The 24,189-nt window shown below is 48.0% G+C and carries 20 protein-coding genes and 1 pseudogene; 15 read left to right on the top strand and 6 right to left on the bottom strand.

Annotated features, from left to right (window positions below; all coding sequences use genetic code 11):
• Positions 1–16 precede the first annotated feature (16 nt).
• Positions 17–913, top strand: a complete 897-nt coding sequence (locus FSB84_RS05810) for a diacylglycerol/lipid kinase family protein (protein WP_130542462.1) — start codon at positions 17–19, stop codon at positions 911–913.
• On the opposite strand, the gene FSB84_RS05805 is transcribed toward FSB84_RS05810, so the two are convergent.
• The 3 genes from FSB84_RS05805 to FSB84_RS05795 form a co-directional block, all read right to left on the bottom strand.
• On the bottom strand, positions 897–3,155 hold the full coding sequence (locus FSB84_RS05805; RefSeq protein ID WP_130542463.1) for a patatin-like phospholipase family protein: 2,259 nt from the start codon (positions 3,153–3,155) through the stop codon (positions 897–899). The two genes, FSB84_RS05810 and FSB84_RS05805, sit on opposite strands and share 17 nt — an antisense overlap.
• Positions 3,156–3,229: 74 nt before the next feature.
• Positions 3,230–4,261 (bottom strand): COX15/CtaA family protein, encoded by a 1,032-nt coding sequence (locus FSB84_RS05800; protein ID WP_147122061.1) that lies wholly within the window; start codon positions 4,259–4,261, stop codon positions 3,230–3,232.
• A 136-nt stretch (positions 4,262–4,397) separates the two neighbouring features.
• Positions 4,398–5,198 (bottom strand): sulfite exporter TauE/SafE family protein, encoded by an 801-nt coding sequence (locus FSB84_RS05795; protein WP_130542465.1) that lies wholly within the window; start codon positions 5,196–5,198, stop codon positions 4,398–4,400.
• A gap of 149 nt (positions 5,199–5,347) precedes the next feature.
• Between FSB84_RS05795 and FSB84_RS05790 the strand changes: the two genes are divergently transcribed.
• Together FSB84_RS05790 and FSB84_RS05785 are read left to right on the top strand one after the other, a co-directional pair.
• A complete protein-coding gene (locus tag FSB84_RS05790; protein ID WP_207234288.1) occupies positions 5,348–5,953 on the top strand; it encodes a ribonuclease HII in 606 nt (201 codons plus the stop codon).
• Positions 5,954–6,047: 94 nt separating this feature from the next.
• Positions 6,048–6,359 (top strand): hypothetical protein, encoded by a 312-nt coding sequence (locus tag FSB84_RS05785; protein ID WP_130542467.1) that lies wholly within the window; start codon positions 6,048–6,050, stop codon positions 6,357–6,359.
• A gap of 64 nt (positions 6,360–6,423) precedes the next feature.
• Here FSB84_RS05785 and FSB84_RS05780 read toward each other — a convergent pair whose 3' ends face one another.
• The gene (locus tag FSB84_RS05780) at positions 6,424–7,032 is read right to left on the bottom strand and encodes a GNAT family N-acetyltransferase (RefSeq protein WP_130542468.1); all 609 of its coding nucleotides are present in this window, start codon (positions 7,030–7,032) and stop codon (positions 6,424–6,426) included.
• A 24-nt stretch (positions 7,033–7,056) separates the two neighbouring features.
• Positions 7,057–7,674: an L-threonylcarbamoyladenylate synthase gene (locus FSB84_RS05775; RefSeq protein ID WP_130542469.1), complete on the bottom strand. Its 618-nt coding sequence runs from the start codon at positions 7,672–7,674 to the stop codon at positions 7,057–7,059.
• Positions 7,675–7,785: 111 nt separating this feature from the next.
• Between FSB84_RS05775 and FSB84_RS05770 the strand changes: the two genes are divergently transcribed.
• Positions 7,786–8,676, top strand: coding sequence for a cupin-like domain-containing protein (locus FSB84_RS05770; RefSeq protein ID WP_130542470.1), 891 nt, complete (start codon positions 7,786–7,788; stop codon positions 8,674–8,676).
• 684 nt (positions 8,677–9,360) lie between these two features.
• Here FSB84_RS05770 and FSB84_RS05765 read toward each other — a convergent pair.
• Positions 9,361–10,389: a 2-oxoacid:ferredoxin oxidoreductase subunit beta gene (locus FSB84_RS05765; protein WP_130542471.1), complete on the bottom strand. Its 1,029-nt coding sequence runs from the start codon at positions 10,387–10,389 to the stop codon at positions 9,361–9,363.
• Between the two features lie 661 nt (positions 10,390–11,050).
• Between FSB84_RS05765 and FSB84_RS05760 the strand changes: the two genes are divergently transcribed.
• The 11 genes and pseudogenes from FSB84_RS05760 (at position 11,051) to FSB84_RS31380 (ending at position 24,179) form a co-directional block, all read left to right on the top strand.
• Positions 11,051–11,683 carry a TetR/AcrR family transcriptional regulator gene (locus FSB84_RS05760; protein ID WP_130542472.1) on the top strand — a complete coding sequence of 211 codons (633 nt, stop codon included), beginning with the start codon at positions 11,051–11,053 and terminating at the stop codon, positions 11,681–11,683.
• A gap of 32 nt (positions 11,684–11,715) precedes the next feature.
• A complete protein-coding gene (locus FSB84_RS05755) occupies positions 11,716–12,762 on the top strand; it encodes an HlyD family secretion protein (protein WP_130542473.1) in 1,047 nt (348 codons plus the stop codon).
• Positions 12,763–12,848: 86 nt separating this feature from the next.
• Positions 12,849–14,444 carry a DHA2 family efflux MFS transporter permease subunit gene (locus tag FSB84_RS05750; protein WP_130542474.1) on the top strand — a complete coding sequence of 532 codons (1,596 nt, stop codon included), beginning with the start codon at positions 12,849–12,851 and terminating at the stop codon, positions 14,442–14,444.
• Between the two features lie 39 nt (positions 14,445–14,483).
• On the top strand, positions 14,484–15,782 hold the full coding sequence (locus FSB84_RS05745; protein WP_158643790.1) for a TolC family protein: 1,299 nt from the start codon (positions 14,484–14,486) through the stop codon (positions 15,780–15,782).
• A 268-nt stretch (positions 15,783–16,050) separates the two neighbouring features.
• The gene (gene lysS, locus FSB84_RS05740; RefSeq protein ID WP_130542476.1) at positions 16,051–17,607 is read left to right on the top strand and encodes a lysine--tRNA ligase; all 1,557 of its coding nucleotides are present in this window, start codon (positions 16,051–16,053) and stop codon (positions 17,605–17,607) included.
• A 127-nt stretch (positions 17,608–17,734) separates the two neighbouring features.
• Positions 17,735–17,974: pseudogene (locus FSB84_RS31635) on the top strand (RNA polymerase sigma factor); the annotation flags it as partial.
• A 185-nt stretch (positions 17,975–18,159) separates the two neighbouring features.
• Complete coding sequence (locus FSB84_RS31630) at positions 18,160–18,264, top strand: LuxR C-terminal-related transcriptional regulator (protein WP_394367098.1); 105 nt, start codon at positions 18,160–18,162, stop codon at positions 18,262–18,264.
• 67 nt (positions 18,265–18,331) lie between these two features.
• Positions 18,332–19,390, top strand: coding sequence for a FecR family protein (locus tag FSB84_RS05730; protein ID WP_130542478.1), 1,059 nt, complete (start codon positions 18,332–18,334; stop codon positions 19,388–19,390).
• An 80-nt stretch (positions 19,391–19,470) separates the two neighbouring features.
• Positions 19,471–22,689 (top strand): SusC/RagA family TonB-linked outer membrane protein, encoded by a 3,219-nt coding sequence (locus FSB84_RS05725; protein WP_130542479.1) that lies wholly within the window; start codon positions 19,471–19,473, stop codon positions 22,687–22,689.
• A 9-nt stretch (positions 22,690–22,698) separates the two neighbouring features.
• Positions 22,699–23,313, top strand: a complete 615-nt coding sequence (locus FSB84_RS31385; protein ID WP_262713796.1) for a SusD/RagB family nutrient-binding outer membrane lipoprotein — start codon at positions 22,699–22,701, stop codon at positions 23,311–23,313.
• Entirely contained in the window at positions 23,307–24,179 is an 873-nt protein-coding gene (locus tag FSB84_RS31380) for a SusD/RagB family nutrient-binding outer membrane lipoprotein (RefSeq protein ID WP_394367097.1), read from the top strand. The genes FSB84_RS31385 and FSB84_RS31380 overlap by 7 nt, the downstream gene beginning before the upstream one ends.
• Positions 24,180–24,189 lie beyond the last annotated feature (10 nt).

Genomic DNA, 24,189 nt, shown 5'->3' with positions numbered 1-24,189 from the left:
AATAATTTTGCCACGCATGCGAAGAAAGATCATCTATCTTATCAATCCTATTTCCGGAACCCGGGGTAAATCCTCACTGAAGGAACTGGTGGTCAGCAAAACCAAAGAGCGGAAAATCCCATTTGAAGTGCTGCCCACCATGATCGATGGCGATTACCGCTTCCTGAAATCAAAGATCAAGGATGATGGCATCACCGATATCGTTGTCTGTGGTGGCGATGGCTCCGTGAATGCGGCAGTCAATTCCCTTGCAGATACACAGGTGAACTTCGGCATTGTTCCGATGGGATCGGGAAACGGACTGGCCTATGCTGCAGGTATCCCAAAGAACAGCAGCAAAGCGCTGGACATCGTGTTCGATGGCGTGGCCCGGCCTACAGATGCGTTCCTCGTGAACAACCAGTTTGCCTGCATGCTCTGCGGACTCGGCTTCGATGCAAAAGTGGCGCATGAATTTGCGGAGCAACCGAAAAGAGGACTTGCTACTTACGCATCGTTAACTACCCGTAATTTCTTTTCTGCAAAGACCTGGCCTTTCAAAATAAAAGCGAACGGACTGGTATTCTCCACAGATGCATTCTTTATCAGCATCGCCAACAGTAACCAGTTCGGTAATAATTTCACCATTGCGCCGCAGGCTGTACTTTCTGATGGTATGCTGGATGTGGTGGTGGTGAAAAAAATCGCAAAGCCTTTGCTGCTGCTCACTGTACTGAAGCAGGTAATGGCCGGCAAGATCAAAAGGGTTGAGAACTCTCTTCGTTCTCCTGTGATCTATTTTCAAACGGAAGAGCTGGTGATTGAAAATACAGCGGAAGCGCCATTGCATATCGACGGCGAACCGAGGGAAACCCTGAAGAGTCTATCCATCAAAGTGCTCCCGCATTATTTCAGGCTTATTCATCCTTTTTAGTGATCGAATGCGGATGTGAACCGTTGGCATATTGAGTGAACTGATCGAAGCTGCCTGCGTTCACACTGCTCATCATCGCTTCACTGATGTCTTGCTTTTCGCGCTTGGAGAGACGGAAATTCAATGCGGCGGCTGCATCTTCCTTTTTGGGTATGTATTGAAAAGTGAGGCGATGAAAATGCCCGCCAAGCAATTCCTGTGTAAGGCTCATCATTTCATTTTGGCCGTACTCCTGCATCTTGAACCAATTGTATTGCAGCAGCAGCATGGGTTTGGTAGCTATATCGGTGATGGCGCCGGATTCGTAGGGATGGTCCCATCCGCCTGTTTTGCGGTCGCGGATCTGGAGCAGCACTACAGCGCTGGTATTGGCCTTGATCCAGTCGTCGAAAACCTGTACGAAGCGGGTGGCGGTTTCCTGTCCGAAATTATCGCGGAGGCCTGCATCCATCACATCAATTACAGGTGTGCTGGGTAACCAGACGTTAGGGAGCACGTAAGGGAAAGTGGCATTCATGCGCAGGGCAGTGAGCATGCGCAGGTTCAGCGGATCCTGTTTGGAAAACAATGCCTGGTAGTCCACGCCATCAATGTCTACATCTGCATCGCGCAATGTATCGTAGCAGGGGCGCATGAGGAAGCTCACGGGTTGCGTACAGATGATCATCTTCCTGCCATCGCGGGTGATCACGGAATTGAACAGCATCAGTGGCATTTTCGCTTGTACTTCATCGTTATATTGCTCTTTGAGCTGTTTGTTGAGCAGTCCCCTGGTATTACTGTTGAGCTTTTCCTCGAAAGCGTATCCGCGGTCTTTCACATATTCGAAAGTTCCCACAGAGAATCGCTGCGCAGGAGCAGCCAGATCACGTGCTACAAAAGAAGTGAAGAGGGAATTCAGCAGGTCGCTGGAAATATCGTCCACATACTGCCTGTTCTGCAGATTGATGGTTTTGCCATTCCTCTTTTCTTTTTCCAGTTCACGGAAATATGCTGCGCCAAGCATGCCGCCTGAAGCGCCGGTGATGAGAAATGTTTTCTTCATCAGATCGCCACCGCTAAGACTGTCTAGCCTTTGCAGCACGTTCATAGTAAAAGTGGCGCTGCGGTTGCCGCCTCCGCTGGTGTTGATGATGAACATCACAGGTTTTGGGCTGTTCTGTTTCGCTTTCCATTTTTCCAGGATCGCAATCATGTTTGCCTTGTCTGCTTCCACATGTGAAGGAGCGCAAAGCGCCATGAGGGATTCCTGGGAATATTCAGGTCTGTCTTCTTTTTTCGCATAATCCAGTCCGTAAGCTTTGTTGGTGGGATCGATGATCCCATAGCGGTAAAGCACATTCAGGATGAGAAAGATCACTACCAGTGCAGGAATGCTCCAGCTTTGCAGGAAATAGGTGAAAGCGCCTGATACGGCAATAAGGATGGCGAAGAAAAGAGTGATGCCGGCTGCTGCCGGTAACTGGAACAATGGATTGTCGAGCCAGAAACCAACCACAATCAAAAAGATAAAGGCTACAAATATAGAGATCACAGCAGCGAAGTGATGCCGGCTGAAAATGGTTTCCAGGAATTCACGCGAATAGTGCGATACATCGCGCACTTTCTTCAATTTGAGAATGGAATTGAGATACCATTCCACTTTTACGAGACGGCTTTCGGTGGCGCGGGTATCGCCTTTTTTGAACTGGGCCTTGAAAAGCTGCGGATTGCTGATCACTGGCGCCAGACGGCGGATGATGGTTTTGTCTGCGCGGAAAAAATAATAAAGGGAAATGATAATGATCACTACCAGTCCTGCGAGGAAACCAATCACCAGTAAGAAGATATGCCAGGCGTCCATCAATTCCTTGTCGCGTGCAAAAACCACTGCATTGAAAAAATAGAAAATGAGAAAGGCGAGTGGTATCACGAAATTGTTGATACAATATTTAAGGAAGGGATTGGAGGTTGTGGCCAGGAAGCGGAAATGCCTGCTGAATAAAATGAAAGTGGTGATATTCCAGCTCATGATGAAAATGCCGATACTAACGCCTACGAAACTTGCACTGAGTGCATTTACATTACCCAAATATTCCGGGGCCAGGTACAGGGAATCAGCACCGAAACTCTTCATGAATGTGCCGTTCACTGTGCTGAAAAGAATGAACCAGAAGAACAGCAATACCTGGAACTTCTTGAAGTGAAGCAGGAACAACTGCAGCGGGAATGAGCAATATAATCCTCTCAGGAATGCTTTCATATCTTACAGACGGGGTACCGGGTTTACCGGCATTCAGCCACCAATTTACATAAAAGAAAAAGGTTTATATACAATTACGCTCGTAATGAGGAACTGGTTTTCCGTACCATGTACAACATGGCTACCAGGCTCAAGACCAATAGCATCCCGGTAACCTGGTGCAGTTGCGCCATCCATTCAAAACTTCCCCAGTGACTGGGAACGATAAATGGTGCGGTGAGTACTGAAATGATGCCCAGCAATACCTGTATCAAAACAAATACCAACGGAAATTTTCTGGCTTTATTGAAAGGCTGACTGTTTGTTTTCACCTGGAACAGCTTCCGGGAATAGATGATGATCAATACGAGTAACAGGTAGGCGAGCCCGCGATGCACAAAGTGGATGGTGATCTTATTCTCAAAAAAATTGAGAAGGGCCGGGGATTCCCGCAACATCCCGCCGGGTATCATACTGCCATTGATGGTGGGCCAGGTGGGGGCGGCAATCGCAGCTTTATGACCCGCCATGAGCGCACCGAAAATGAGTTGTACAAAAAGAATGATAAGCAGCCACCATGTCCATTTTCTCAAAGATGGATTGACGATGGTTTGTGCGCTGGTCACTTTCAGTTCCAATGCAAACCAGTATGCGTAGGAGATCAATCCGAGTGCAAATATGAAGTGCAGCGCCAGCCTGGTTGGTTTCACATACACGGCATCTCCGGTGAGGCCACTGGCCACCATGATCCAACCGATGGCGCCCTGCAGGGCTCCGAAAAGGAATAGGATGAGCAGCGGATTGAACATCTCTTTCTTCAGGTATTTCTTTGCTGCGAGATACACAAATCCAACTACGAACACTACACCGATCAATCTTGCCCAGAAACGGTGGAACCATTCCCAGAAGAAGATGAATTTAAAATCTTTTAAAGTGAAGTCAGAATTGAGATAATGGTATTGGGGTGTTTGCTGGTATTTGTTGAATTCGTTCAGCCAGGCTTCTTCAGAGAGAGGAGGGAGGGCGCCGGTAACAACATTCCATTCTGTGATACTTAGCCCGGAGCCGGTCAATCGGGTGATTCCACCGAGCACAACCTGAACCAGTAACATCACTACGCCGATCATGATCCAATTGTATACAGTTTTGGATCCGGGGCCAAAACTACCTGAGCGCAACAAATCCGCAGGGGTGATTGTGTCTTCATAGCGCGCACAAAGGTAGGGACAAACCTGTCATCTCTGCCTTAAAACGAAGAAACTATTACCAGTGGAAGAGTTCTTTGCTGAGTACATACACACCCATTGCGAGAACAAACCATCCAAAACCTTTTTTGAGGCTGGCGCCGGAAATCCTGTCGCTCAGGTATTGACCGATAAAGATGCCGCTCACCGCAATAGCGGTGAAGCTGAGCAATTGCGCCCAGTTGATATCGTATTGACCGGAAGTACTGAAGAATCCGAAGAGAGAACTGAATGCCATGATGGTGAGGCTGGATCCCACCGCTTCTTTCATGGGAAGTTTGCCAAACAACACCAGTGCCGGAATGATCAGGAAACCGCCACCTGCGCCGAGCAATCCGGTAACCACACCTACTGCGATTCCCTGGAAAAACAATGGGCCCATTTTACGGGGCTTATCTGAAGGTGGAACAACGCTGAGTTTTTGTCTTCCGTTTTTGATCATGGAATAAGAGCTGGCCAGCATCAGGCAGGCGAAGAGCAACATGAGGAAACTGCCTTTGTTCACTTCGTAACCTGCGATGGTGAAAAGATGATCGGGAATTTTCGGGACCAGCCAATGTCTTGTGGTGAAAACGGATAACATGGAAGCGCTGCCGAAAACAAAAACGACAGGGAAGTCTACCAGTCCTTTTCTGTAGGATCGAACGGAACCAACGAGGCTGCAACTGCCCACAACAAAAAGGGAATAGGCCGTTGCCAGTTCCGGTTGCACTTTCATGAGATATACCAATACCGGTACCGTGATGATAGAACCTCCTCCACCGATCAGTCCAAGCGAAACGCCGATCAACACAGCAATGATATAGGCAAGAATCTCCATGAAAAATTTAGCAAAAGAACGGAATCTTTGGCTAAAATGGATTTTCGATACATCAATCACATCAAAGCAATACACATGTGAGTAAAAATCCTTTACCAATCATGCTCCTATTCTTGCCAACCCCTTACTTTTGGGCAAAGTTTCAGGAATTGCTCAAGAATTTTCACCAGGAAGAACTGATTGAAGCCGGATGTGATGAAGCGGGCCGCGGATGCCTCGCTGGTCCGGTAGTAGCGGCGGCTGTGATACTGCCGGCGGAGTTCTATCATCCGTTGTTGAATGATTCCAAGCAGGTAACTGAAGAAAACCGTTACGAGTTGCGCGGTTTCATCCAGGAAAAGGCAGTGGCCTATGCTGTAGCAATGGTATCGCATGAAGAGATCGATGAGATCAATATCTTAAAAGCATCTTTCAAAGCGATGCACCTGGCAGTGGAACAACTGCAGCAACAACCGAAACTCCTGCTCATAGATGGAAACCGATTCATCCCTTACAGAGGTATTCCTCATGCCTGCATCATAAAAGGTGATTCCATTTATGCAAGCATTGCGGCGGCCAGCATCCTGGCCAAGACTTACCGCGATGATCACATGAAACAACTGCACGAATCCTTCCCGCATTATAAATGGAATTCCAATAAAGGGTATGGCACTGCCGACCATCGCAAGGCCATCATGGCGCATGGACTGAGCCCCTATCATCGCCGTTCCTTCCAATGCTTCTCCTCGGAAGAACAACTTGAATTGGATTTATAGTTTCCCTAACAATAATCGTTGCACCATCCATTAAACCGGAGAGAACAGCAGCTGTCTGATATGTAAAGATTGTTTCACTACAAAATTTACGATTATGAAAGCTTCAATTTTCCTCTCGGTTGTAATGATGATGGTGGTTGGTGTAAGTGTTTCACAAGCTCAACCCATCAGGGAGAAGAATCAGAAAGAGCGCATATACAATGGCGTTAAGACTGGTCAGCTTACAAAAGCAGAAGCTTATCGCTTACATAAAGACCAGCGTGATATCCGCCACGACAGGATGCGCTATAAAAGAAATGATGGCCGCATCAGTCCCCGCGAAAGAAAACATTTAATTCACGAACGCAAAATGGCCAGCAAGAAGATCTATCACCACAAACACAATGGCCGCGTTCGTTGCAAATAATCAAGGACGGTTTTTCAGGTGGTTGTACTTTTGCTCTCTGTCGAAAGACAGGGAGCTTTTTTATTTAGTACATGTCCGGGAAAAACTGGAATTTCCTTTCGTCCCATTCTTTTTTCAACAATCCGAAATAAGCGCTGTCTCTTCTCCTGTTGGAGTGCATGAGCATATGGCTGCGGAGTACGCCTTCCGGGATCATACCCACTTTGAGGAGGGCGGCCTTGGACCTTTCGTTGAGATTGTCTGTTTTGATTTCCACTCTTTCCATTTTCATCACTTCGAATGCATAGCTGAGCAGCGCGAATTTGGCGTGGCGGTTCACGCCTGCGCCCCTGAAGTCCGGACCGAGCCAGCTCCACCCGATCTCGATCCTTGAATCGTAGAAAGAAATATTACCGAAACTGGTACTTCCGCAAATTTCATGTGTATCCCTGTCTATCACGGTGAAGGGCATGCGCTTGTGCTCTGCGCGTTCTTCGAGGGCCACATAGATCCAGGAGCGGAGTTCTTCAGGATCGCTGAGGTCTTTGGTGAAATATGCCCAGGTATCCTTGGATGCTGCGAGTGGGAGGAAGGCGTCGAAGTCTTCCGGTTGCAGGAGACGCAGGATCACGCGCGGAGTTTCAAGAGAAAAGGTCTGAGGGAAATATTTATCGTACAATGATTGGTTGGACATATGGTGAAATTATCTGGAATGGTTTTAATCTTCTTGCATTTCAAAGGCGCCGGCGCCCTGTCTGATCACTACCGGCTGATCGCCGGTGCAATCAACGATGGTGGAGGGCACCATACCTCCGATACCGCCATCAACCACGAGGTCTACCAGTTTATCGAATTTCCGGATCATCAGTTCCGGATCGGTATATTCTTCCACCATTTCACCGGGCAGTGAAGCGCTGAGGATGGGATGGCCCAGTTCTTTGATGATGGCCCGGGCGATATTGTTATTGGGTATGCGAAGCCCGATAGTATCCTTTTTACTTTTGAGGATCTTCGGCACTTCCTTACTGGCAGGCAGGATGAAGGTATAAGGGCCGGGCAGGTAATGTTTCAGCATCCGGTATATGGGAGTTGAAATGCTCTTGGTGTATTTGCTGAGATCGCTGAGGTCGTAACAGATGAATGACAGCTGCGCTTTCTGCGGGTCAACGCCCTTGATTCGGGCAATCCTTTCCACGGCCTTGGGTTGATATATGTCACATCCAAGTCCATAGATGGTATCGGTTGGATAAATGATCACACCGCCCTTTGAAAGGGTGGCCGCAACGGTTCGGAGATTCCGTGGCTGCGGATCGTCAGGATGCAGGTGTAGTAACATATTATAAATTAAAGTGTAAAGGTGCATAATTGTCACCAGACAGCCATATTCCCGGGCGGGTCTGTACCGCTAAAATGAATTTAATGTTAGATTTGCGAAAATTTTGTTGCTATGCGTTTACATCCTGTAGACAGAGTTGACAATATCAGTGGTGAAGATTTTCAGCAGCATTACTATAAACCCATGAAGCCCCTGGTCATTGCAGACCTTGCAAAAGCCTGGCCTGCATACGACAAATGGAACTGGCAATATTTCAAGAACATCGTAGGCGATAAGAGAGTTGGACTTTACAACAATGTGAAGAGTGATGCCTATACCCCCATCAATACTGCAGATGATTACAAGACCTTTGGCGAATATATCGATATGATCAGTCAGGGGCCAGCCGGCTGGAGGATCTTCCTCTTCAATATTTTCGATCATGCACCTGAGCTCGCCAGTGATTTCACCTGGCCCGAGCACCTGATGAAGGGCTTTGTGAAGAAATACCCGATGCTGTTCACAGGTGGCGCCACCAGCATCACCCATATGCATTTCGATATCGATCTCTCCCATATCCTGCATACACAATTCACAGGCAGAAAGAGAGTGCTGCTTTTCCCATTCGAAGAACAACACAAGCTTTACCGCAAACCTTTTGAAGTACTCAGTCTTGCCGACTTCAGCAATTATGCCGATAATAAAGGCAAACCCGACTATGAACAGTTCCCTGCGCTGAAACTGGCCCAGGGGTATGAAGTGATCCTGGATCATGGGGATACCCTGTTCATGCCGGCAGGTTACTGGCATCATATGGAGTATCTCGACAGTGGCTTTGCCATGAGTCTCCGCGCTTTGCAGAAATCTCATATCGGTAAGTTGAATGGACTGTGGAATCTGTTCGGCATGCGCGGGATCGATACGCTGATGAAGAGGACAGCCCCCAAATGGTGGTACGATTATAAGAAAGAGAAGGTGTTCAAAGCTGCGGGGAGAGTGCTCACCACTAACGGTGTTCACTAGTGTTTTTGTGCCAGACGACTGTCCGGAAAAATTGATTTATTGCAACAGTGTTAAAAATTCTTCTTAAAAATATTGATTTTTAAGAAAACAGTCTTTACTTTTACCCTGCTTATGCGCTGAAACAATACTCTCACCGACAAAGCAAACCGCTTCAATCCAATCTCCTCATTTCCAACCATCCAATCTCCGGTAACTAAAGTCTGATGTGAGGACGATCCATTTTCCGTGTTGACTAATATTGTATCCCGACCCTTTTAAATAAGCTTACCTCGTTGTTGTAACCACTCTTTGCAGTTACAGGCTATCGGTGCATTGTACCCATTGATGCCATGTAAACTGAAATCAATTTGTTTTTAATTCCTGAATTAAAAGGAAAACCCAATATAGCATCGGCTTCTTTTACGGAGCTAATGAGCATTGCATCAAAGTATTTTATGGCAAGCTAAAAAGCGCTGCCACCCCGCTGGGAAGGATCCAATACAACTTATGGGAAATGCCCAAACCTATTATTAGTAGATAGAACTCATTGCTAACTTCTTTCTTTTTGTGGTTTCAGAGGTAAGCACATGCCGGCGATTTCCATCGCTGGCTTTTTTATTTTCAGGATCGATGATATGATAAAAATCAAAAAGCCATACTTGTGTATGGCTTCTGATATATAAAAAGAAAATTGATTGCTTTGATCTAAGCGATGCTCCAGGTTTCTTTTCCTCTCAGTAACTTATCCAGATCACCTTTGCCTTTTGATCTGATCACTTCTTCGATCTGCAGCGCCATCATGTCTTCATAGCAAGGGCGGTCCGTTTCGTAGAATACACCGAATGGTCTAGGCAGATGACCTTCTACTCTTGGATCATCGAACATGCGTACGAGGATCTGTGCTTTGTAAAAATCGCGCTCATCATGTACCCAAAGATCGTCTGCGCTTACACCATCTCCAAGTTCCACTATCACAGGTTTGAAGCCATCCAGCTTGATGCCTTTGTTTTGCTGTGCGCCAAAGATGAGCGGCTTGCCCTGCTCCAGGAACAAAGTATTATCCGGCTTGGAAGATTTTTCAGTGAACACTTCGAAGATGCCATCATTGAAGATGTTGCAGTTCTGATAGATCTCCAGGAAGGAAGATCCTTTGTGTTTATGGCTGCGGACCAATGCTTCCTGCAGGTGTTTGGGATCGCGGTCCATGCTGCGTGCGATAAAGGTGGCATCCGCACCCATGGCGAGGGCCAGGGGATTGAAGGGATGGTCGATAGAGCCGAATGGCGTGGACTTGGTTATCTTGTTCTCTTCTGAAGTGGGAGAGTATTGTCCTTTAGTGAGACCATAGATCTGGTTATTGAACAGCATCACGTTCACATCGAAGTTGCGGCGAAGCAGGTGAATGGTATGATTACCTCCGATGCTCAGTCCGTCGCCGTCCCCTGTAACGATCCAAACGCTGAGGCCGGGGCGGGAAGCTTTCAATCCGCTGGCGATAGCTGTAGCGCGGCCGTGGATCGAGTGCATGCCATAGGTATTCATATAGTAGGGGAAGCGGCTGCTGCAGCCGATCCCGGAGATGATCACGATATTCTCTTTAGGGATTCCCAGTCCCGGCATGATCTTCTGCACCTGTGCCAGGATAGAGTAATCGCCGCAGCCCGGGCACCAGCGTACTTCCTGGTCGCTCGAAAAATCCTTGGCCGTCAGCGTCGGGGTGGTAGTTACACTCATAGATCGAAATTCAAAAAATAATATTCCTGCAAATTTACGGTATAGCGCGGCAATATCCGCGGGCAACTCCTCCTCTCACTTTCGAGACCCGGAATAAAATTGGGGCGGGGAGGTTGCGGGGGGAGGGCTGTGAAACAGACGGCGCAGTTGGATGGTTTTTGAAATGTGGGTTGGAGAGATGGGGCTGTGGTAATTCTTTTGAGCTTCTTCGCTTCTGTTTCGAAGGCCCTTCCCGGCAACCATCCCCGCCCATAGACTGCGTAAGCAGGCTGGAGGTGTGGGTGCGTCAGTGCTTATTTAATACTTAGCCTCACAATAAAGAATCGTTATTGGAAGCCTCGCTAATAGCTCATTTCCGGATATAAGCTCTCAATAATTTTTGACCTACAATACAAAGCAGGTTGTTTCAACCCGATTAAATAAACCCTGCTGCACATAGGACTCATGCGAGTTAAGGGGGCTGATGACGGGTCTTGGAAACATACGCCCCACAGCCCGGCCCACTACTACAGCTCATTCTCCTCCAATGCCCATCCAACCCACCAAAGCGCCAATATGTTTCCCAACCCGGAATCAGATCCCCTTAACGAGCCGCTAACAAACTAAACATTTGTTTAATTCAAACGTTTGTTTAATTTTGAGGCGGTAAATCAATAGCAGGATGACTTCAGCCGAAAAAACAGATAAAAGGGAGCAACTCATCAATGCAGCAGAAGAGCTGTTTGCCGAGAAAGGATTCGATGGCACTTCGGTGCGTGATATTGCACAGAAAGCAGATGTGAACCTTGCCATGATCTCTTATTATTTCGGGTCAAAGGAAAAGCTCCTGCTGGTGCTCATCGAACAGCGCTTCGCTTCCAGCTCTGAACTGCTGGAGGATATGGTGAAGAATACGAAGCTGAGCTCCTGGGAAAAGATCGAAAAGGTGATCGAATATTATGTAGACAAGATCCTCAATGGAAGAAAGTTCCACACCATCATCAACCAGGAATACAATACAGACCGTTCCCACGAGATCATCGATCTCATCACCAGCATCAAGATGAAGAACTTCACGCTTATCAGGCAACTCATAGATGAAGGCATCAAAAAGAAGGAGTTCAGGAAGATCGATCCGGAAATGACGATGGCTTCCATGATGGGGACCATCAATTCCGTTATCAATTCAAAGAATATCTATTGCGCCCTCTTCAAAATAGACAGGGAAAATGAAGCGGAATACCTCGCTAAAATGAAACCCAGGTTGAAAGATCACCTCAGACTAATGATCCGCGCGCATCTTACCACAGAATAACAACTTTTAATAAACTGACAGACTATAACAGTATGGAACAACCGAACAAACCTGAAAAAAAGAAATCACCTGTGCGATTGATCGTTATCGCAGCAGTGCTGGTGGTGGTGGCCATCTTCGGCTACAGGAAGATCATGTTTGCGCTGCATCATGAGAGTACCGATAACGCTCAGGTGGAAACACAACTGGTACCTGTACTTCCAAGAGTGCCGGGGTATGTGAAGAGCATCGCTGTAAATGATTACGATTCCGTAAAGGCAGGACAACTGGTAGTGGAGCTGGATGATGCCGATATCCAGGCGCAACTGTTACAACTCAATGCTGATTATGCAGCGGCAGTGGCCGATCTCCAGAATGCAAAAGCTGCACTCAACAATGCGCTCATTTCACTCCGCGTGAATAAAGGCAATATCTCCATCAACCAGGTGAAGCTTGAGAAAGCGCAGAAAGACCTCCAGCGTAATCAGAATCTCTATGCCGAGAATGCCATCACTTACAAGCAACTTGAAGACAGCAAGTATGATTACGAAACCCTGGTGAAAACAACTGATAACAGTCACAATGATCTCGCCGGTGCTGAAAGCCGGATCGGTATCCTGGAAGCGGCTGTAACAAAAGCTGCGGCCACCATCGATGTGAAGAAGGCCCTCATCGAACAGGAAAAACTCAAACTGAGCTATACGAAGATCTATGCACCGCAGGCCGGAAAGATCGGCAGGAAGAATATCTCCCTTGGACAATATGTACAGGCAGGCGCTCCACTTTTCACGGTGGTGAATGATACAACTTACTGGATCGTGGCCAACTTCAAAGAGAACCAGATCAAGAAGCTTCATCCCGGAATGCCCGTAGATATTGAAGTTGACGCGTATCCCGATATGAAGATCAAAGGTTCTGTTGAAAGTCTCAGTGATGCAACAGGCGCGCGTTTCGCGCTGCTGCCTCCGGACAATGCCAGCGGCAACTTCGTGAAAGTAACGCAGCGCGTTCCCGTGAAGATCGCTATCACTGATTGCGATAAATACCGCGAAGTACTTCGTGCCGGGCTCAGCGTTTTTGTAAGCGTTCCCTTGAATTAATCACCCGTTCTTGCCATAACATTCTCTACTGCATGCATTTTGCGGCAGCCGGCAATGCTATGGCCTGATCTATCCAACATTTTAACATGTCCAGTCCAAAAGGATTTGCACGATTCATAATAGTGCTCACAACGGTAACGGCAGCCGTGATGGAACTGATCGATACCAGTATCGTGAATGTGGGCCTCAGTGAGATGGCTGGCAGCCTGGGTGTGAACATCGAGGACATCAGCTGGGTGATCACTTCCTATGCCATCGCCAATGTGATCATCATTCCGATGACGGGTTTCCTGGCTGAGTATTTCGGGCGCAAGAATTATTACCTGGTGAGCATGGTCATTTTCACCATCGCCAGTTATATGTGTGCGCAATCAACAGACCTCGTTGAGTTGATCATCTGGCGCTTTGTGCAAGGTGTGGGCGGCGGTGCGCTGCTCTCCACTTCGCAGGCAATCCTCTTCGATGCTTTCACGCCGGAAGAAAGGCCCATGGCTTCGGGTTTGTTCGGGATGGGGCTGATCCTGGGGCCCACGCTGGGACCCACTGTGGGAGGTTATCTTATCGAACATTTCAGCTGGCCCTGGATGTTCCTCGTGAACCTGCCTGTAGGTATCATCGCTACTATTCTTGCTTATACATTCATCGATAAAAAGGAAGGAGAGGGGCAGAAGCGGGCTGGTATCAAGATCGATTATATCGGTATCGCCTTACTGATGCTGGGCATCGGCACCCTTCAGTTTGTGCTGGAGCGCGGAGAAGCGGAAGACTGGTTCGCCAGTGATGCCATCAAGACCTGCGCCGTGCTGGCCGTGATCGGCGTGGTTGGTTTCATCATCTATGAATTGCGCATACCCAATCCTGTGGTGAACCTGCGTGTGATGAAACACAGGCCATATGCCTTCACTACTATCTTCACTTTTGTGGCGGGCCTGGGATTGTTCACTTCGGTATTCGTATATCCTGTGCTGGCACAGCGGGTGCTGGGCTTTACGGCTTACGAAACGGGATTATCGCTACTACCACCAACGCTGGCGGGTGTAGTGATGATGCCGGTGATCGGGAAGATGATGAGTAAAGGCGTATCGCCTATTCCCTTTATCGTGGTGGGCTTTATCCTCTTTGCTATCTACTCCTGGATGAGTGCAGACATTAGCCCGGATGTAGGAAGATGGGCCTTCTTTGTTCCCCTGCTGATCCGCGCATTCGGTATCTCGATGAGCCAACTGCCCCTGATCAACCAGGCAGTGGCAGGACTGCAGCCCAAAGATTACGCAGCGGGCATATCATTGAACAATATGATCCGCCAGATCGGTGGAGCTTTTGGGATTGCCATGGCCAATAATTTCGTGAGCCATCGGTATGCACAGCACCGGGCCGATATGGTGGCCAATACCTACGATGGCGCGCCGGCAATGACAGAACGCATGACAGCCATCACCCAGAGCATGATCGCCAAAACCGGCGATGCCTCCACTGCTACCGCCAAAGCCTATGCGATGGTGAGCGGAGCAGTAGACAAACAAGCCTATTATCTCGCATACCTCGATACATTCCGGCTCATCGGTATCTTCTTTATCATCGTACTGCCACTGGTGGTTTTCCTGAGAAAGAAGAAAACGAACGGACCTGCTGCCCCTGTAGATGCTAAGGCAGTGAAAGAAGCGATGGAGGCAGCACACTGATACAATACAACAATGAAGCGATCAAACAAATCATACAGCATGAAAAAGATTATTGGCGCACTCGTCCTGCTCATTGCGTTATCTCCCGCAATGGCGCAGGAGTCGCCCGTGAGGGATGAACAACTGAAAGGCCTGATCCAGGCCGCTGTCAGCAATTATCCCCGCATCAGGGAAATGGAAGAATCACTGAAGGCCGATGGAGTGAAGCAATCCATCATCAAAGCCGGATATCTTCCTACAGCCACCACAAATATTTCGTACCGTTTCGATGCTCCGGTGGCAAAAGCAGAATTCCCGCTTCCTACAGGTCCGGCTACTATTCAGTTCACTCCTTACAACAATTACAATGCAGCACTGAACGTGCAGCAATTGATCTATGATTTTGGACGAACCAAACTGAAGCTGGGAAAGAACGATGCGGAACATGCGCTCAACATCGAGAACCTCGATAACAGCAGGAATGCGATCGCCTACCAGGTAACACAACTCTTTTACAATATTCAATTCTACCAGAAAGCCATCCAGGTGCAGGCAGACCAGATCAGTTCGCTCAAAGAGAATGAAAGACTGATCCAGGCGCGTATCCGCAATGGTGATGCGCTGGAATATGACCTGCTCACCACACAGGTACGCACGGCCAATGCCACCAACCGCCTGTCTGATCTTCAAAGCTCCCTGGAAAAACAGTATGTACTCATGCAATGGCTAACGGCTACGGATGTCCGTGGAAAGATACCTGCCCGGGAAAGTTATGATGAGCTCACCCTGCTGATGGAAGCGGGCAACTGGCAGCAGGTGAATCCGGAAGCGCGCGTGCTCCAAAAACAACTGGACCTCTACCAGTATGATTTGAAAGAATCAACTGTAGAATCGAGGCCCAGTCTTACCGGTACTGCATCAGGCGGTGTACGAAACGGCTATCAGCCGGACATTGATCAGTTCCGTCTCAATGGCTCGGTGGGCGTTGGATTGAACATTCCGATCCTCAGCGGCGATCGCCCCAGGCTCCGTCAGAAATTAACGCAGGTGCAGATCGATGCCACCAAAGCATCGCTGAAAACCCTGGAGAACAATATTCAGAAAGACCTGGCCACTGTGCAGGAAGATTATAAGAACCTACAGGAAAAAATAAAGAACACGAGCGTTCTGGTATCGCAGGCAGAGCGCGCTTATTCATTGGCGCAGGTGCGGTTCAAGGAAGGATTGATCACGAATGTTGAGTTGCTGACCGCACAAACCAATGTGGAAGACGCCAAATTGCAATTGGTGCAACTCCAGTACCAGACGCAGTTAGACAAACTGGAAAGTCATAAAGTAGTTGGAACGAAGTTGTTTTGAGAAGTGAGAAATGGAGTTGCGGGAAACAAAGATCCGGTAGCGAAACAGAACGGGCGGAATTGAATACAACAGACGAATGCTTGAACAAAAGGATCGGCTGCAGGGTAATCAGGCGGGGACCGCCCCCTGTTTTTAGAGCCGGATCGGCTTCCCGCCTCCAATGAAATGATTTAGCAAGGCTCTGAACCTGCCCCTGACCTTTAAAAGGCAGGGGCTTTTTGTTGTTTTTGCGCTATTTTTGCAGCCGTTTTATAACCAATCATCACACATGCATTTATCAGAACAAGAGATTATCCGGAGAGAGAAACTGGCGAAACTCCAGGAAATGGGCATCGATCCCTATCCCGCACCCTTATTCCCGGTGAACAACACCGCTGCCAATATCCTGGCAAATTTTAAGGAGGGAGAGAACAATGCTGATTTCAAAGAAGTGGTGCTGGCAGGCCGAATCATGGGCGTCCGTGATATGGGGAAAGCCAACTTCGCCAAATTGCAGGATTCTACAGGTATCATCCAGCTCTATATCAAACGGGATGAGATCGCTCCGGGTGAAGACAAATCCCTCTATGATAAAGTATGGAAACACCTCACTGATATCGGTGATATCATCGGTGTGAAAGGTTATGTGTTCACTACCAAAACAGGTGAAACTTCCCTGCACGTTCATGAGCTCACTGTGCTTACCAAATCATTGAAGCCACTGCCCGTTGTGAAAACAACAGCAGACGGAGATACTTTCGATGCCGTTACCGATCCGGAGTTCCGTTACCGTCAGCGGTATGCAGACCTGATCGTGAACCCACAGGTGAAAGATACTTTTCTGAAACGCACCAAACTCATCAATACCATCCGCGACTTTCTCAATGAGCGCGGCGCCATTGAAGTGGACACTCCTGTTCTCCAGGCTATTCCCGGAGGCGCAGCAGCACGTCCCTTCGTTACACATCACAATGCACTGGACGTTCCTTTCTACCTGCGCATTGCGAATGAGCTTTACCTGAAGCGCCTCATCGTAGGCGGATTCGATTGGGTGTATGAGTTCAGCCGCAACTTCCGCAATGAAGGCATGGACCGCACGCATAATCCCGAGTTCACCGTTCTCGAATGGTACACTGCCTACAAGGATTATTTCTGGCTGATGGAGATCACCGAGCAGATGCTGGAGACCATTGCAATGAACCTGCATGGCACTACCAAATTAATGGTGGGTGATAAAGAGATCGATTTCAAAGCGCCTTTCAAACGCATCACCCTGTACGATGCCATTAAAGAACATACCGGCATCGACGTAAACAATATGGACGAAGAGCAGCTTCGCGAAGCCTGCAAACAACTCGGTCTCTATCCCGATCCTGCATTCGGTAAAGGCAAACTGATCGATGAGATCTTCAGTGAAAAATGTGAAGGACATTTCGTTCAACCTACATTCATCACAGACTATCCCGTTGAGATGAGCCCACTCACCAAGAAGCACCGCAGCAAACCCGGTCTGGTAGAGCGTTTTGAGCTGATGGTGAACGGTAAGGAAATTGCCAATGCCTACAGCGAGCTGAATGATCCCATCGATCAGCGCGAACGTTTCGAAGAGCAGGTGAAGCTGATGGAACGCGGCGATGATGAAGCTATGTACATCGATCACGACTTCCTCCGCGCACTCGAATATGGTATGCCGCCTACCGGAGGTATCGGCATCGGTATCGACCGCCTCACCATGCTGATGACCAATAACACCAGCATCCAGGATGTACTCCTCTTCCCGCAAATGAGACCCGAAAAGCCGGAAGGCCAGGAGCAGGAAGAAGAAAAAGCAGCAGAAAACAAATAAACGATACTCATTCTTAACGCCAGTCCCCGGACTGGCGTTTTGCATTTCAATCAGTTACCGAAATAACAATACGATAATCATCTATTTACCCGGACGCATCTTCTCTTCAGGATATTTGCAACCGGCTATGCAGATGATACAGCAAATACAAAGCGGCAACATCCAGAGCTTCGAAAAGGTATACCAGCAATACCATTCCAAACTGTATTACTATGTGCTCAGGCATTGCCACTCCACTTATCTCTCCGAAGAAACAGTGCAACTCACTTTCATCAAGATGTGGGAGAACCGGAAAGACCTTTCTCTACAGTATGATATCGCCATTCAGCTTTTCCGTATCGCACGCAGCACCATGATCGATCTCCTCAGAAAGGAAAGAACTGCCAACCGTTATCTCCTCCACGCAGTGGATGATATCAGCGATATCCAGGAAGCAGGCCCTACAGATTACAAGGAAGATCTCAAACAAGTGGAAGCTCTCATTGAAGATCTTTCACCAGTCAGAAAAAAGTTTTCAAGCTCAGCCGCTTTGATGAGCTCTCGCATAAAGAGATTGCGGAACAATTGTCCATTTCCCCCAAGACCGTTGAAAACCATATCGGGCGCGCCATCCGGCATTTGAAAGATAAAATGGTCTTCATCTTCTGGTTCCTCTGAATCCAACTCTTCATTAACTAATTGTTACCGGTGAGGGATCAGCCTTTTTCCCACGAATTATAGATGTATGAAAATTACTGAAGCGCAGATCAGGCGATATTTCAACAATGAATGTGATACACAGGAAAGACAGGCTATCGGCGATTATTTTATCAGGCATCCGGAGGTCCTGAAAAAATACCTCACTGAGCAATCATGGGAAAACTTTGAAGCCAGGCAAGCCCTGCCGAAGGAGATCTCCAAGAAGTTACTGTCTGCGATCAGGACAAATACATACGAATTACAAAGGCGCAGGATCATCAGCAGGAACTGGGCTGCCGCAGCGGCAATACTGCTGTTCATCACTGGTGGATTATGGTACACGCAGAGTAATGAACCTGAACCTGTAAAATCCCTTACTGCAACAGAACCAGCCATAGCGCTTGCGCCTGTACGTTATCAACGCAGATTCAATTCCACCAATAAAACCTTATCACTGGTTCTTGAAGACAGTAGTCTTGTTCAGTTGTCGCCTAACAGTGAGCTGATCTATCCTCAACCTTTCCTGCATGATAAACGCAGCATCGTACTCAAAGGTGAAGCCCGATTCGATGTGGCAAAAGACCAGGCAAGACCTTTCACTGTGTATGCCGGGCAACTGGCTACAACTGCGCTCGGAACAGTGTTTTCGATCTCTGCCTTCGAGGGGGAAAATATACGTGTGCATTTGTTAAGTGGAAAAGTAAGAGTGGATGCCGGCAGTTCACTGATGGCAAGGGGCATAAAAAGCACTGTTCTATTGCCCGGACAGCAATTGCAATTGAACGGCCTTCAGCAAATGGTGATCACAGATGTGAAAGAGAAAATACGCAGGATCCCTATGCCCGTTCCGGCGAAAACGAAAACGCAGACAGACAGTCAGCTGATGGTATTTCACAACGAATCGCTGGAAAGCATTTTCAACAGGCTGGCTGAGCATTTCAAAACCAATATCCAGTTCAGGCCTGAACAGCTGGCCGGCATGACGTTCACCGGAAAATTCGATCCGGAAAAAGAATCATTACTTGAATTCATTCAAACAATCGGTTTGCTCAACAATCTTTCAGCCGTAAATGAGAACGGTATTATTCAGGTAACAGTCCAGTAAAATCATTGAAACACATTTTTTCATCGCATTCTCAATACAAAAAAGAGTGCACAGGAATTGTATTGTCTAAACCGGAAAGTATGAAACCATTCATCAACCCAATTACAAGGACCAACAGGATTCAACTTTTGCTGTTGTTGCTGCTCTGCGGCTTCTGGACACAGGGGCAATCGCAAACCCGCGGGCCAGTGGCCACGGGCGTAGTCAGGAACAGCAAAGGCGAAGCGCTTGGCAACGTGGCAGTAGCCATGCAGAACCAGCAGAACGAAGCTGTTGCCAGCGGCGAAACCAACGAAAAAGGGATTTTCACTTTCTCCAACCTTCCGGTTGGCGGCCCTTACCATTTTATCTTTAGCCATATCGGATTTGTATCCGATACACTCACCGGTTACTCTGTACAGGAGAAGGCCAGGATCTCCCTGGCTGTTACCCTTCGCACGAAATCCGAAGAGCTCAATGTGGTGGTAGTAACAGCATTGGGTATACGAAGAGAAGAAAAATCACTGGGCTATGCTGCACAGACCATCAAAGAGAATGCAGTGCAGGATGCAAAGACCAATAACTGGGTGAATGCCCTCTCCGGTAAGGTTGCGGGCCTGAACATCCAGGGCGCAGGCGCTGGTCCGATGGGCTCTTCAAGGATCACGCTGCGTGGTGAGTCTTCCCTCAATCTCGACAATAACCAGGCGCTGATCATTGTGGATGGCGTGCCCGTGAGTAAGCGCATTACAGGTACGGGGTATTCCTCGCACCTGTCTGCCGATAACCCCGTTGATTTTGGTTCACAGCTTAGCGATATCAATCCGGATGATATCGAAAAAGTTACTGTGCTCAAAGGCGCTGGCGCTACCGCTCTCTATGGAAGCCGCGCTGCAGGTGGCGCTATCCTGATCACCACAAAATCAGGACAAAAAAAAGATAAGGGCCTCGGTATTACCTACAATTCCAATATCAGCATAGACCAGGTGAACCGCTGGCCCGATTATCAGTTCGAATATGGCGAAGGAAGAACGGATAAATATTATTCCTACGGCAACAGCGAAGATGGTACCAATACCAGCACTACCGTTGCAGCAGGAAGAGCGTTCGGTCCGAAGTTCAATGGACAGATGTATTTCCAGTACGATCCCAATACGCCCGATAACAAGCCCACACAACGGACACCCTGGGTTGCGCATGATGATTATATCTCCGGTTTCTTCAGAACAGGTCTCACCATCACCAATGGCATTTCCATCGAAGGTGGTGGCGACAGAGGCGCTGCACGCCTGAGCTTGACGCATCTTAAGAACCAATGGATCCTGCCCAATACAGGATTCGAAAGGATCAATGCCGCGCTCTCCGTTAATCAAAAAATTTCAAACCGCTTAAAGATCAACGGTAAGGTCAATTACACCAACAAGAAAAGCGATAATCTGCCCGGCGCAGGCTACAACAACCAATCGATCATGTACTTCCTGATCATCGGTACTGCGCCGAATATCAGGCCAGAATGGTTCAAGCCTTACTGGATGCCAGGTCAGGAGAATGTGAAACAACGGAACCCTTTCAATACTGGTCCTGATAACCCTTACCTCGATCTCTATGAGATGCTGAACAAAATGAACAAGCATGGTGTGATCGGCACGCTCTCGGCCAACTATGAGATCAGTCCAAAGCTGGAACTGATGGTGCGCACAGGAACGGATCTTTCCTTCGAGTTCCGTTCACAGCAAAGGCCATTCAGCATGACCAAATTTCCCAACGGTTCCTATCGCGAGCAGAACATCTTCAATTACGAGATCAACACAGATGCCTTGCTTACGTATAATGATCGCATCAATAAAAATTTTCGCTACAGCATTTCAGCTGGCGGGAACGCTATGCGCTCCACCTATGATTTCGCCGGGATGTATGCAGACCAGCTGGCGCAGCCTGGCGTGTACATGATCTCCAATAGCCTTGATCCTGCAGTGGCTGATCCTCAGAAAATAAAGAAGGCCATCAATAGTTTGTACGCTACAGGTCAATTGAATTTCAAGGATAAGATCTTCCTGGATGTTACCGGAAGGAATGATTGGTCCAGCACATTGCCCAAAGGCAACAACTCATATTTCTATCCTTCTGTCAGCACCAGTGTATTGCTGAGTGAAATGCTGACATTGCCATCACCCATTTCATTTGCAAAACTTAGATTGAGCTGGGCGCAGGTTGGCAACGATACTGACCCTTACAGAACAGCAAAATACTACGATAAAATCTACAGCAACGGCCTTACCAATCCTCCCACCTTATTCAATCCCGATCTCAAACCTGAGATCACATCCAGTATGGAAGCTGGACTGGACCTGCGTTTCCTGAATGGCAGGATTGGTGTCGATTTCGCCGTGTACAATAATAACAGCCGCAACCAGATCATCACATTGCCGGTTGACCCGGTTTCCGGATACAACAGCAAAGTGTTGAATGCGGGGCTGATCAACAGCAGGGGAGCTGAATTGATGATCACCGGTAAACCCATCGTGAACAAAAATTTCTCCTGGACCACTACCATTAACTGGAGTATGAACCGCAGTTATGTGAAGGAACTGGAAGACGGTATTCCCAATCAGGTGATCTATGCGCATGGCAGCAACGTTTCAATCGAAGCCCGTGTTGGCGGAAGAATGGGCGATATGTATGGCAGCGGATTTCAGCGGAATGAAGAAGGAAAGATCATCTATACTTCCATTGGTCTTCCTGCGCCGGTGAATCCCGTAATGCAAAAATGGGGCAATGCATTTGCTGACTGGAAAGCAGGACTGATGAATGAATTCACCATCAGGAATGTGCGAGTAAGCATATTGCTGGATGGCCAGAAAGGCGGCAGCATGTATTCACAAACCAATCACAAGAACAATACTTTGGGCAAAACGAAAGTTACCCTGCCTGGTCGTGATGAAGGTATCGTAGGCGATGGTGTTGTGTGGGATGCTGCTGCAAAAAAATATGTTCCCAACACTGTTCGTGTGAACGCTTCCACTTATTACGAGACCATCTACGCTATCAACAATGCCGAGATGAATATTTTCGATGCAAGCTACCTGAAGATCCGTGAAGTTCGTTTTGAGTTCGCCGTTCCCCGTAAGCTGGTGCAGAAGCTGAGGTTGCAACAGGCCAGCATCGCTTTGTACGGAAGGGATCTTTTCAACTTTACCAGCTTCCCTGGCTTCGATCCTGAAGGCGGTAACCTGAACAATGGAACACTCACACCCGGCGTGGAGCTGACTCAGTTTCCTTCAACCCGTACCATGGGTGTAAATCTTACTGTAAAATTCTAATCAATTTGTATGAACTGGCATAAACATATAATGACCCTTTGTGTTACCGTAATGCTGCTGGTGACCGGTTGCACAAAGAATTTCGAAGAACTGAATACTGATCCCAACAGGCCGAAAGAGAGTACACCAGGTGTAATGCTTGGCCAACTGGAATACAGGATCGTTAATACTACAATCAATGAAGGCCGGTTCTTCACGCACCAGCTGATGCAGGTGGATGCGCCAAGGAGCAGTAACAATGGCGCAGGGCTCCACAGATATGTTGTGGAACCGGGCGCTGCAGTATGGAGCAATTTCTACCGCTACATGACGGATATCGAAGACATTTCTTACAGTGCAGATAGTTTGAATGAGCCCAACTACAAAGGCATTGCGCTTGTGTACAAAAGCTGGGCTTATTCTATCCTCACAGACCTTTATGGAGATGTGCCCTACTCAGAAGCTACAAAAGGAGCTTCCGGCAATTTCCTTGCAAAATTCGATAAGCAATCCGCTATCTATCCGCAATTGCTGGCTGACCTGGATAAAGCAAGCGCTTCCTTCGTTCCAAAAGCGCTTACCTATGGAGGTGATATGCTGTACAATGCCAATGCCACCAATAAGGACCCGGGGCCGCGATCCTGAAATGGAAGAAATTTTCCAACTCACTCAAACTTCGGCTGTTGCTGCGTTTGCTCAAGCGCGATGGTGAACTTAATATTGCTGAACAGATCAACGCCATCCTTACTGATCCTGCCAACAGACCAGTATTCACCAGCAATGATGATGAAGCCATCTTCAAATATCCCGGCACCTTTCCTTACTTCAACCCTTTCTATAATACCCGCCAACTGGAATGGCGCGATGGAGCTTACTTCACCAGGTTCTTCCTGGACAGGCTGAATACAGACCAGGACCCGCGCAGGTCTGTATGGGCACTGAAAGTGAAGAAGAATAATATAGATACTTTCAGTGGCATCGAGAGCGGCTATCCTACTTCTGTTGAATACGCCGTGGGAGCCAATTCCAGCTACCCGGACGCTTTGAAGACCTATCAGGGGCTTGGCGTGATGATGACCTATGCAGAAATGGAATTCATCAAAGCAGAACTGGCTCTTCGTGGATTCAACACCGGTAGTACGCCGAAACAACATTACGAAAAAGGCATCCTGGCTTCCATGACCCAATGGGGTGTAACGATGCCCTCTGATTTCACCAGCAGGCCCGGCGTGCTGTACAACGAAAGCGGCTCATTTGATCAGCAGCTGGAGCAGATCATGTTACAGAAATATTTCGCTTACTTCTTTGTAGACTATCAATCCTGGTTCGAGAAAAGAAGAACGGGTTATCCTGTATTGCCAAGAGGATCGGGTATTCCGGCCGAGAATCAGTTCCCTGTGCGGGTTCCGTATCCTACCTACCTGCAATCGCTCAATCCAACTAACCTGGCCGATGCCGTAAAAGAAATGGGAGGCGATAACAGCAATATCAAAGTATGGTGGGACAAATAATTTCCTGAAT

The sequence above is a fragment of the Pseudobacter ginsenosidimutans genome, assembly GCF_007970185.1.
Lineage (GTDB): Bacteria > Bacteroidota > Bacteroidia > Chitinophagales > Chitinophagaceae > Pseudobacter > Pseudobacter ginsenosidimutans.
Note: the sequence above shows the minus strand (reverse complement) of the source record. Positions and strands in the feature narration are given on the sequence as shown.

Bases quoted from the DNA above. Each gene is read 5' to 3' on its own strand.
- FSB84_RS05785 (WP_130542467.1), top strand. From the start codon at position 6,048: ATGAAAGCTTCAATTTTCCTCTCGGTTGTAATGATGATGGTGGTTGGT.
- FSB84_RS31385 (WP_262713796.1), top strand. From the start codon at position 22,699: ATGAACTGGCATAAACATATAATGACCCTTTGTGTTACCGTAATGCTG.
- FSB84_RS05750 (WP_130542474.1), top strand. From the start codon at position 12,849: ATGTCCAGTCCAAAAGGATTTGCACGATTCATAATAGTGCTCACAACG.
- FSB84_RS05730 (WP_130542478.1), top strand. From the start codon at position 18,332: ATGAAAATTACTGAAGCGCAGATCAGGCGATATTTCAACAATGAATGT.
- FSB84_RS05795 (WP_130542465.1), bottom strand. From the start codon at position 5,198: ATGGAGATTCTTGCCTATATCATTGCTGTGTTGATCGGCGTTTCGCTT.
- FSB84_RS05765 (WP_130542471.1), bottom strand. From the start codon at position 10,389: ATGAGTGTAACTACCACCCCGACGCTGACGGCCAAGGATTTTTCGAGC.
- FSB84_RS05800 (WP_147122061.1), bottom strand. From the start codon at position 4,261: ATGATCGGCGTAGTGATGTTACTGGTTCAGGTTGTGCTCGGTGGAATC.
- FSB84_RS05725 (WP_130542479.1), top strand. From the start codon at position 19,471: ATGAAACCATTCATCAACCCAATTACAAGGACCAACAGGATTCAACTT.
- FSB84_RS05810 (WP_130542462.1), top strand. From the start codon at position 17: ATGCGAAGAAAGATCATCTATCTTATCAATCCTATTTCCGGAACCCGG.
- FSB84_RS05760 (WP_130542472.1), top strand. From the start codon at position 11,051: ATGACTTCAGCCGAAAAAACAGATAAAAGGGAGCAACTCATCAATGCA.
- lysS (WP_130542476.1), top strand. From the start codon at position 16,051: ATGCATTTATCAGAACAAGAGATTATCCGGAGAGAGAAACTGGCGAAA.
- FSB84_RS05745 (WP_158643790.1), top strand. From the start codon at position 14,484: ATGAAAAAGATTATTGGCGCACTCGTCCTGCTCATTGCGTTATCTCCC.
- FSB84_RS05805 (WP_130542463.1), bottom strand. From the start codon at position 3,155: ATGAAAGCATTCCTGAGAGGATTATATTGCTCATTCCCGCTGCAGTTG.
- FSB84_RS05780 (WP_130542468.1), bottom strand. From the start codon at position 7,032: ATGTCCAACCAATCATTGTACGATAAATATTTCCCTCAGACCTTTTCT.
- FSB84_RS05775 (WP_130542469.1), bottom strand. From the start codon at position 7,674: ATGTTACTACACCTGCATCCTGACGATCCGCAGCCACGGAATCTCCGA.
- FSB84_RS05770 (WP_130542470.1), top strand. From the start codon at position 7,786: ATGCGTTTACATCCTGTAGACAGAGTTGACAATATCAGTGGTGAAGAT.
- FSB84_RS05755 (WP_130542473.1), top strand. From the start codon at position 11,716: ATGGAACAACCGAACAAACCTGAAAAAAAGAAATCACCTGTGCGATTG.